The sequence below is a fragment of the Treponema sp. R6D11 genome, assembly GCF_054786075.1.
Genome location: NZ_BDHD01000072.1, coordinates 1 through 9731, shown reverse-complemented (window position 1 = coordinate 9731; position 9731 = coordinate 1). Strand labels below are relative to the sequence as shown.

General features: G+C 41.5%; 9 protein-coding genes. 2 read left to right on the top strand and 7 right to left on the bottom strand.

Going from position 1 to position 9731, the window contains the following annotated elements:
- A partial coding sequence (locus tag ACYVTD_RS07670) for a methyl-accepting chemotaxis protein (protein ID WP_461247185.1) occupies positions 1 to 1553 on the bottom strand: 1553 nt, incomplete at its 3' end.
- A gap of 268 nt (positions 1554 to 1821) precedes the next feature.
- Here ACYVTD_RS07670 and tpiA point away from each other — a divergent pair.
- Positions 1822 to 2574: a triose-phosphate isomerase gene (gene tpiA, locus ACYVTD_RS07665; protein WP_461247184.1), complete on the top strand. Its 753-nt coding sequence runs from the start codon at positions 1822 to 1824 to the stop codon at positions 2572 to 2574.
- Positions 2574 to 3170: a hypothetical protein gene (locus ACYVTD_RS07660; RefSeq protein WP_461247183.1), complete on the top strand. Its 597-nt coding sequence runs from the start codon at positions 2574 to 2576 to the stop codon at positions 3168 to 3170. The genes tpiA and ACYVTD_RS07660 overlap by 1 nt, the downstream gene beginning before the upstream one ends.
- Positions 3171 to 3193: 23 nt before the next feature.
- On the opposite strand, the gene ACYVTD_RS07655 is transcribed toward ACYVTD_RS07660, so the two are convergent.
- The 6 genes from ACYVTD_RS07655 to ACYVTD_RS07630 form a co-directional block, all read right to left on the bottom strand.
- The gene (locus ACYVTD_RS07655) at positions 3194 to 3595 is read right to left on the bottom strand and encodes a type II toxin-antitoxin system VapC family toxin (protein ID WP_461247182.1); all 402 of its coding nucleotides are present in this window, start codon (positions 3593 to 3595) and stop codon (positions 3194 to 3196) included.
- Positions 3596 to 3603: 8 nt separating this feature from the next.
- Positions 3604 to 3846: a type II toxin-antitoxin system Phd/YefM family antitoxin gene (locus tag ACYVTD_RS07650; RefSeq protein ID WP_461247181.1), complete on the bottom strand. Its 243-nt coding sequence runs from the start codon at positions 3844 to 3846 to the stop codon at positions 3604 to 3606.
- A gap of 65 nt (positions 3847 to 3911) precedes the next feature.
- Positions 3912 to 5720 (bottom strand): ABC transporter ATP-binding protein, encoded by a 1809-nt coding sequence (locus tag ACYVTD_RS07645; protein WP_461247180.1) that lies wholly within the window; start codon positions 5718 to 5720, stop codon positions 3912 to 3914.
- Entirely contained in the window at positions 5717 to 7435 is a 1719-nt protein-coding gene (locus tag ACYVTD_RS07640) for an ABC transporter ATP-binding protein (RefSeq protein WP_461247179.1), read from the bottom strand. The genes ACYVTD_RS07645 and ACYVTD_RS07640 overlap by 4 nt, the downstream gene beginning before the upstream one ends.
- A gap of 97 nt (positions 7436 to 7532) precedes the next feature.
- Positions 7533 to 8723: a radical SAM protein gene (locus ACYVTD_RS07635; RefSeq protein WP_461247178.1), complete on the bottom strand. Its 1191-nt coding sequence runs from the start codon at positions 8721 to 8723 to the stop codon at positions 7533 to 7535.
- Entirely contained in the window at positions 8720 to 9718 is a 999-nt protein-coding gene (locus tag ACYVTD_RS07630) for a class II fructose-bisphosphate aldolase (RefSeq protein ID WP_461247186.1), read from the bottom strand. Before ACYVTD_RS07630 ends, ACYVTD_RS07635 begins: the two co-directional genes overlap by 4 nt.
- Positions 9719 to 9731: the final 13 nt, after the last annotated feature.

Below are 9731 nucleotides of genomic sequence, written 5' to 3'. Positions count from 1 at the left end.
GGAAAATGCCGCGTTATTTCGTTCACTTCGATAACGCCTTCAAGCACCTGCCTGCTTCCCGTTGTCTGTTCCTCCATTGAGTTACGGATACTTTCTTCCTGATCCGCGACTGTTTTTACGCTTGTATCAATCGCTTCAAATTTGGTCAGTACGCTTTCAGTGGATACTGTAATTTTTTTGATTGATTCCGCTATTTTTTTCAGTATCGTGCCAATTGTTTTGGACTGCGCGCCTGAACTTTCAGCCAGTTTGCGAATTTCATCGGCGACTACGGCAAAGCCTTTGCCAGCTTCTCCGGCATGTGCGGCTTCTATCGCCGCATTCATCGAAAGCAAATTGGTTTGGCTTGCGATGTTATTCATTACCGCGTTAATCTCCATAAGTCCTTCTGATTCACGGGCAATTTCCTGAATGTCCGACGCCACTTCCTGCAAGCTGGTGCGTCCAACTTCAGATGCTTCCCTTAATGTTTTTACATTATCCGCATTGTTGACTAGCGTATTTGTAACTAAACCGATATTTGCCATCATCTGCTCAATGGCGGACGAAGCTTGCGCCATGTGTATACTCTGGTTTTCTACATGCTCATTGAGTTTATGAATGTTTACAGTAAGCTGTTCCATTGTCGCGTGAGTTTGACTAACGCTTGCGCTTTGATTAATGATTCTTCCCTTGATGCTCTGAATATTAGCGTTAATTTGGTTTACCGCGGCGGCAGTTTCATTCATGTCGTCGGCAAGAGTTCTTCCGATGCCGGATAATGTGTTTGCTTCTCCTTTGACATTTACGACAAGGTTTTTGATTTTCTCCAATGTCTCGTTGAAGTAAAGGGCAAGGTCGCCTACTTCGTCATTAGAATGTATCGGTATAGCATGGGTTAAATCACCTTCGCCTTCGGCAATATCTTTAAGTTGATCCGCCACCTTGATGATTGGCTTGGTAATATTAGATGTAATAATTAACGCTAACAAAATACTTGCAATTATAGCGACAATGATAACCGCTATAATAATGCGTTCGGAAATTACGCCTAAATTGTTGTTTTCTACAATTATATCGTTAAGCAAAATACCGTATCGGGTTTCTATTTTTTCCAAATTGACTATGACTTCATTTAAGTTTGGAAAAACATCTTCCGTGAGTTTTTTAGACGCTTCATTTGTTTCACCTTTTTTAAGATGATTGATAATTTCTCCCGCTTTGGCATAAACAAGACGATCAGGTTCAATAACCTGATTAAGGATTGAAAGAGCCTGCGGATCAGTTATCTTTTTTACTTCATCGCTGTTTAAATATTTGCCTAAGGAACTGTCGGCATGATCAAGCGAATCTGAAAACGCCGCGCCGGTATACACCGTATCAGACAATTCCTGTCTCCAGAAAAAGTGCGCGTTTAATATTGACGTTATACTCATTCTTACTTCTGATAAACAAAGAATTTCTTTGGATGAGGATGTTAGCTTTATATTGCTGTAATACCCCACTATACCAAGTAATATTCCTATTGCGACAACAATAGAAAAACCGCCGAAAAGTTTTGTTCGAATTTTCATTCTTTTTCTTTCCCTCCTTAAATTATTTTTATAACAAACTAGATAAAATAAATCCTAGTTAGCCAATAGGTTTTATAGGCTTTATTTTACTCTCAGGATATAATATAATTCCTATTATGTCAATATGTTTTATAGGTTTTTTGTATATTTTAAAAAAAATATTTTAATTCATTTTGACGGGGAAAAAGCGCTTTTTTGCCGTACTTGTACAAATTTCCCCTTTTGTATATAATATATTCAATAAATAACCAAATTTAAGGAGTAAATAATGGGTAGACCTTATTATATCGCAGGAAACTGGAAAATGCATAAAACAAGAGCCGAATCCGCAGAATTGGCACAGGCGCTTGTTACGGCATTAAAGGGGGGCAAGCACGAGTACCTTATCGCCCCCACATTTACAAGCCTTGAGACTGTATCCGCTATTATCGAGGGTACAAATATTCGCCTTGGAGCGCAGAATTGCGCTTGCGAAGAGCAGGGTGCTCATACCGGGGAAGTATCGGTATTGCAGTTAAAAGACCTTGGCGTACAAACAATTATTTTAGGACACAGCGAAAGACGGCACACATATAAGGAAGACGATGCGCTTATCAACAAAAAAGTAAAGTTGGCTCTAAAACACGGCTTTGAAGTTATTCTTTGTATAGGCGAGCTTTTGGAAGAACGCGAAGCCGGCAAGGTTGAAGAAGTCTGCGAAAGACAGACAGTCAAAGGGCTTGAAGGCGTAGACGCGGGGCAGCTTTCCAATGTTGTTATAGCATACGAGCCTGTTTGGGCAATCGGTACTGGAAAGACGGCAACGCCTCAGGACGCGGAAGCCGTTCATGCGTTTGTTCGCAAAGTAATCGCGCGTTTGTACGGACAAGATGCCGCGGATAAGATTGTTATTCAGTACGGCGGCTCTGTAAAACCGGATAACGCCGCGCAGTTAATGGCGATGGAAAATATAGACGGCGCTCTTGTGGGCGGCGCTTCACTTAAAACGGATACATTTGTTCCAATAGCGAAATTTGCCTAATGACTTTTTTCTGTCTTTTGTGGGTTCCATTATTTTATCTCTTTCGCCGTTCAATAAGCGGTAGCGGAAACGCCACGGGAAGCGTATGGGCTTTGATATTGGGCAGTATTACGGCAATAATTCAATACCTCCTTGGTTATATTTTCAATCCGGGAGGATTTGGTTTTTCACGCTGGCTATTTGGTTTCTTTGAAATTGTAAGCATGCCCGTAATACTTCCGTTTATCGCATACTTTATCATGTACATATTCAGCGGATTTTCCGATGTCGATTTTTCCAATTTTACATTACTTTGGCTGATCCCTGTCGGCGCTCTGCGGGCTTTAACATGGAGTTCTATGAACGATCCTATTTTGCTTGTAATGGCTCCGCTTTTATGGACAGCATTAGCCGTCGGCATTTCCTACTTAATTATTTGGATGACAAATAGTTATAATCCTTTTATTTCCGTGCTTGCAATTTTATGTATGATTCTTCTGCCGATTACCGGCGCTGCCGCATACTGGGCGTTTTTTTCACAGCAAACCATACTTGGCTTCCTTTTCTTAATTGTAGCGCACGTACCTTTTGGGTTGTCGTTTGTAAATAAGAGTTGAGAGCGAAGATATTAACTACAAAATTAAAACCATAGGCTTATCAATCCTTCATCTTCATATAATTTCATTTGCGTATCTTTGCTGACAAAAATATATTCGTTTTTTATACATTGAAATATCAACATTCTATCAAATGGATCCTTATGACTGTCTTTTTGAGGAAGGTGCAAACTGTTTAACGCGTCAAGCGGTTCCAGTGGAATTAATGTAAATCCCATCTTTCGGCAATATTCCGGTATTTTATCTACATTAAAGCTAACGAGTAATCTTCCAATACTGCATTTTAGGGCAATTTCCCATAATGAAACAGCGCTTACAAAAATTTCGTTATCTTCGCTCTTTATCTCTTGAATGACTTTATTTGACAACTCATTTGTTTTTCCTATTGTCCATAATAAAGTATGTGTATCTAACAGTAATTTCATTGTTTTTCCTAATTATCAAAACCGCATAATTCTTCTGTTGTCATTTTAAAATTATTCTTAAATTCTATCTTTGCTTTACCATCAAGTATGCCAATCTTCCTTTCGCCTTTTTTTTCTTCCCTGTATGGAACAATCATAGCTATCGGTTTTTTAGCCCTGCCAAATAAAATCCCTACTTTTTTCCCATGTTTTACTTCGCCTAAAATTTGCGAAAAGTGAGTCTTTATCTCTCCAACAGCCATTGTTTTCATAGGATAAATTTACTTTAAATTTGACAACTTGTCAAGTAAGTCTGCGCTTTTATGTAAAAAACTCCCTACTGCTGATACTGAGCCACACAAAGTTCGTAATATCTTCCTCGTTGAGTCATTAATTCCTCGTGCGTGCCGCTTTCTACTATTTGTCCGTCGTTTACAAACATTATTTGCGTGCAGTTGCGTATAGTGGAAAGTCTGTGGGCGATGATAAAGGAAGTGCGTCCTTTCATTAATGTTTGGATTCCTTCTTGCACAAGTTGTTCCGTGCCTGTGTCGATACTGCTTGTCGCTTCGTCAAGAATGAGTATGCGTGGGTTGGAAATAAGGGTGCGTGTAAAGGCTAAAAGCTGTCTTTCGCCCGCAGAGATGCCGCTTCCGCGCTCCGTTATTCGGGTATTATAGCCATCAGGCAATTTTTCTATAAATTGGTTAGCGCCAATTAATTTTGCGGCGGCGCGGATTTCTTCGTCAGTTGCGTCAAGTTTCCCGTAACGTATGTTGTCGGCTATCGTTCCCGTGAATAAAAAGCTGTCCTGTAACATTATTCCCATCTGGCTTCTTAACGAATGTAGGGTAACCTTCATTATATCCTGACCGTCAATAAAAATCTGTCCGTCTTCGATGTTATAAAAACGAGACAGCAGATTTACAATGGTTGTTTTTCCGGCTCCTGTTGGACCTACAATGGCTATGCTTTGCCCGGGGTGTCCGTAAAAACTCACGTTGTTCAGCACTTTGCGAGTTCCGTCATAACTGAAACTTACGTTTTTAAATTCAACGTGTCCTCGCATAAAAGGAAATTCCACGGCGTTGGGAATATCTTGAATCGTTATCGGCTCCGCAATCGTGTCAAAAATCCTGTCAAGATACGACATTGCGGTTATAAAAGTGTTGTAAATGTTGGCAAGGTTAATAATCGGCTGCCAGAAACGCCATGCGTAGTTTCCCATAACGAGCAACATACCGAAACTTGCCATTGGGTTCATCCAGAAAACTCCCATGATGTACACGAACGACCATACCAACTGGCTGATAGATTCCGTAGAGAACCATACCGTATTGGAAATATAAATCGCCTTCATCCATTCATGGTTGCGTTGGTCGGCAAGATCGTTCATTATATCGAGGTTTTTATTTTGCCTGTCGAAGGCTTGCGTAACTCTTACGCCGTCTATGGATTCCTGAATATAGGCGTTTATGTTTGAACCTTTGTTTGAAACAGCCTGCCACGCCCTGCGTTGGGCTGGTTTAATCGTCCAAATAAAAATGGCAAGCAGTGGAAGCCCGATAACTGTAACTGTCGCAAGGTGGGGGTCTACTTTGTACATGAAAAAGATAATAAAGAAGATATTTAACACTTCAATTACAAAGTTGATAATTCCGTTGGATAGGGCGTCCGATACGCTGTTTACATAGGGTACTACACGAACAAATATTTTTCCATGCGGACGGGAATCAAAAAAACTAAAAGCCAATTTTTGCAGATGGGCGAACAAGTCCTGCCTTATGTCATGAATTATTCCCGCGCCCGCCTTTGCTACAAGTATGTTACGCACCGCGCTTAATGCGACGCTTACAATAATAGATGCGGTAAGGTATACGCCCATTAACAGCAGTTGGCGCATGTCTTTGTTTGGGACGGCTTCGTCTAACGCAGTTTTAATAAACAATGGTCCTACAAGACCGGAAATCGAGGCAAGGATGCTTACAATTAATGAAAGCCTTAAATGACTTTTTGCTTTTAAGAGATAACCTAGAACCCTTTTTACGTTAAAAAGACTTACCTTTTCGTCAAGGTATTCGTCCATATCGTAGCGGTTTTTTTCTTTGGATGTTTTTTGCTCTCGATTTTTACTGAAGAAACTCATTTGGTTCCCTCCAAAGCGGAAATGCCAGCATTATGTTGAAGCGACCAAATATGATGATAAAATCCTTTCTTGGCAAGCAGTTCCTCGTTAGTCCCTCTTTCAATGATTTTTCCCTTGTCCATGACAAGAATTAAATCCGCTTTTCTAAACGAAGATATTCTCTGGGCGATAATTATCTTTGTGCAGGGAAACTCAAGTTTTTCAAGATGTTCCTGAATATACTGCTCCGTCTCGCTGTCCACGGCGGAAGTAGTATCGTCTAACACAAGGACGGCAGGCTCTATGGCTAACGCCCTTGCAAGAGCGATCCTCTGCCTCTGTCCGCCTGAAATACCGACCCCTCGTTCTCCTACCAATGTGTCATAGCCATCGGACATCTCTTTAATAAAATTGTCAGCGTCGGACTGTATAGCTCGTTTTTTTATGGTTTCATCGTCAAGGTCAGGTCTGCCGTAGGAAATATTGCCCTTTACGGAATCGGAAAATAAAAACACGTCCTGCATGGCAAGCCCTATATGCCGTCTTAACGATGATAATGTGTAGCGTCTTACGTCTTCGCCGTCCAAAAGAACTGCTCCGTAATCAGGCTCATAAAAACGCACAAGCAGGTTTATAAGCGAAGTCTTGCCCGCCCCCGTGCTTCCAAGTATGCCGATAGTGGAGCCGGCTTCCGCCGTAAAATTAATATCCTCAAGGATTTTATTTCCGTCAATGGTAAGTTTTACGTCCCTGAATTCAATTCTTCCTTTGGGGCGTTGCGTTAGCTGAATAGCCCCCGACATATCGCTTATTCCCTTGGGTGCTTCTACCACTTCACGGATCATCTGCCCTGCGGAAGTCCAACGTTCAAGGTCTGCGAGTAAGGGACCGAGCATCTGCATAGGCATAGCCAATGCCCATGTAAGCGAGGAAAACGCCATGTATTCGCCCGCCGTAAGCCACCCCTTGATTAGGAAGTAACCGCCTGCGACAAGCATTATAACTGTAAGTAACTGGCTTGCGGTATCAAGAAACGGCTGATATTTAGCGGTTATAAGGGCGTTCTCGCAGCTTATGTCTCGGAATTCGGCGTTTTGTTTTTCAACTTTTTTCTTTTCGTATTCTTCACGGGCAAACGCTTTTACCACTCGGTTGCCGTCAATGTTTTCCGTAACGGAAGTTCCAAGGTCTGTAAGTTTTTGCCGCAGTAGCATAAACCGAGGTCTGATTTTTTTTACGAAACGGCGGCTTATATATAGAATAAAAGGCGTAATCCCAACAATACAAAGGGCAAGTTTCCAGTTCATAAAAAGGTAAAAAATAAACGTCGCCGCAAAAAGGGCGATAGCTCCGACAAACTGGTAGGAAACCCATGCGACGGTATGGCGTAAGCGGTCTAAGTCCTGGGTCATACGGGTCATAAGGTTTCCGGTAGGGAAGCGGTTTAAAAATTTAAAATCCTGCCATTGGACAGTCTGGTACATGTCGCGGCGAAGGCGGGTCATTATGTCGGTACTGGCGATTTCCATAAATATTATTTGAAGGTAGTTAAGTCCAAGCCGTGTCAGTTGGACTATCATCATTATTACAAGTATTCTTATTAACGGGTTTGTATTGCCGCCTACGATAACTTCGTCAATTATTCGCCTTCCTAGCATGGCGTTAATAATACGAATAGACGAGGTAACAACAGTAAGGAAAAGCCCTCCTAAAAAGAAAGCCCTCTTTCCTTTCATGTAGTTCCAGACCCATTTAACCTGTTCCATTATGAGAATAGTGTATAGTTGTTAGTAATTAGTGTCTAGTGGAAGAGCGTTATAGGACGACGAAGTCTTAAAATCCTTTTATTTTTTTGCCAAAAAGCATATTTTGATAACAGCGTAGGCATCCAGGGAACATTCCGCCTTCACATTCATTTAGTGTTTTTCTGAATAAATTCGCGCGGTCTCCGTTGTATATCTCTTTAATTGATTGGTTTTTTATGTTGCCTAAAATGTAGTCGGGGTAATCGGCGCAAAAATGCACGTCGCCGTTGTAGTTTACGTTTAATTGACACCAAGGGACTACGCAGTGGTTTCTTACCGGAGTTTCAAGTTCCGCATAGTATGTGTGCGTTTTTTCAGGGTTTAATGTGGGAACTGTAAGCACGGCGTGTCCAAAGTTTTTTTCTTGAATATCGTGCAGAATCTTGTGTAATTTTTGTCCGTCTATTCCGATGTTGTAGCCTGTGTTGTACGCTTCAAGACAGTCAATGTCGGTGTCCAATTTTTCTTTCATAAAACGTTTTTGAGTGGCTACAATGCTGTCGTTTGTGTAAGTGCCTAAATTGTAGATGTGAAGGTCAATGTTGTATTCCCTGCTTGCCTCGGAAAGGTTAGCCAAGTCCATGTAATTTTTATTTGTAACGACAGTTACAATGCTTAACAGGGGATATTTCTTTTTTTGTTTTATTTTTTCATTGTTAATGGCTTTTAATCCCGCTATTACTTTATCGTAAGAACCTGTGCCACGTAATTCGTCGTTTACGTCGCGGAAAGCGTCAAGTGAAACAAAAATTGTGCTCCATCCGTCGCGGACAATTTGCTCCGCGTGCCGTTCCATTAAAGTGCCATTTGTATTTACGCTGACATATAATCCTTTTTCTACCATATATTTTGCAAGAGGTAAAAGATCGGGGTAGAGGAACGGCTCTCCGCCCCAAATGTAAGAAACAGGTTTTCTGGGCGCGACTTCATCGATAAATTTTTTCCATGTTTCAAGCGGAAGTATTTTTTTGTTTTCTTCCGCCGCACAATCCTTCATTACGCCCTTATCGCCGTATTGTCCGCACATTTTACAGCGAAGGTTGCAAGCGCCTGTTACTTTAAAATAAACAAGAGCCAAATTTTTAAAATGGTCGTGTTTATAATTTTGATTTAAGAAGTATCTTGCTTTGCCGATTCTGAATAAACCGCTTGATATCTTTGCCGCTAAACTAATATTCTTAGTCAGCAGCATAGGTATCATTGATGTATTTTTTTTCACGCACGTCCCGCCGAGCCAAGAACATTCTGATTCTTGTGCGAATAAAGTTTTTTAAGCTCATCACGCGCAGGTCCGAGCAACTTGCGAGGATCAAACTCGTCCGGTTTCTCGAATAAAACTTTGCGGATTAAAGCTGTCATGGCAAGGCGTCCGTCTGAATCAATATTAATTTTGCAGACCGCGCTTTTTGCCGCTTTACGAAGCTGTTCTTCGGGTATGCCGACTGAATCCGTAAGTTTTCCGCCGTATTTTTCTATCATATGCACATATTCAATTGGCACTGATGAAGATCCGTGCAGAACGATTGGGAAGCCCGGTATCTGTTTTTCGATTTCTTCGAGAATGTCAAAACGTAACGGAGGGGGGATAAGGATGCCGTCTGCGTCCCTTGTACATTGTTCCGGTTTGAACTTCGCTCTTCCGTGGCTAGTCCCGATAGAGATAGCCAATGAATCGACCTTTGTCTTTCCTACAAAATCTATAACTTCGGACGGCTGTGTATAATGGCTGTGTTCCGATGAAACATCGTCTTCAACTCCGGCAAGAACTCCAAGCTCTCCTTCCACTGTAACATAATCTTTTTGTGAATGGGCAAGCTCACAGACTTTTTTTGTAAGCGCCACATTTTCGTCATAGCTTAAATGCGAGCCGTCTATCATTACGGAAGAAAATCCCGTCTCGATACAATCTTTGCAAAGTTCAAAACTGTCGCCGTGGTCAAGGTGCAGGACGATTGGTATATCGTAGCCAAGCTCATGTGCGTATTCTACAGCTCCTCGAGCCATATTTTTAAGGATATTCTGGTTGGCGTATTTTCTAGCCCCAGACGAAACCTGCAAAATAACAGGCGATTTGGTTTCCACGCAAGCCTGAATAATCGCCTGCATTTGTTCCATATTGTTAAAATTGTAAGCTGGAATAGCATATCCGCCCGAAACCGCTTTTTTAAAAAGCTCCTTTGTATTTACAAGCCCTAACTCTTTATAACTAGTCATGATTTTCGCTCCT

What these genes read in the sequence shown, in the direction of transcription:
- tpiA (WP_461247184.1), top strand. Translation starts at nt 1,822, where the DNA reads ATGGGTAGACCTTATTATATCGCAGGAAACTGGAAAATGCATAAAACA.
- ACYVTD_RS07660 (WP_461247183.1), top strand. Translation starts at nt 2,574, where the DNA reads ATGACTTTTTTCTGTCTTTTGTGGGTTCCATTATTTTATCTCTTTCGC.
- ACYVTD_RS07655 (WP_461247182.1), bottom strand. Translation starts at nt 3,595, where the DNA reads ATGAAATTACTGTTAGATACACATACTTTATTATGGACAATAGGAAAA.
- ACYVTD_RS07650 (WP_461247181.1), bottom strand. Translation starts at nt 3,846, where the DNA reads ATGAAAACAATGGCTGTTGGAGAGATAAAGACTCACTTTTCGCAAATT.
- ACYVTD_RS07645 (WP_461247180.1), bottom strand. Translation starts at nt 5,720, where the DNA reads ATGAGTTTCTTCAGTAAAAATCGAGAGCAAAAAACATCCAAAGAAAAA.
- ACYVTD_RS07640 (WP_461247179.1), bottom strand. Translation starts at nt 7,435, where the DNA reads ATGAAAGGAAAGAGGGCTTTCTTTTTAGGAGGGCTTTTCCTTACTGTT.
- ACYVTD_RS07630 (WP_461247186.1), bottom strand. Translation starts at nt 9,718, where the DNA reads ATGACTAGTTATAAAGAGTTAGGGCTTGTAAATACAAAGGAGCTTTTT.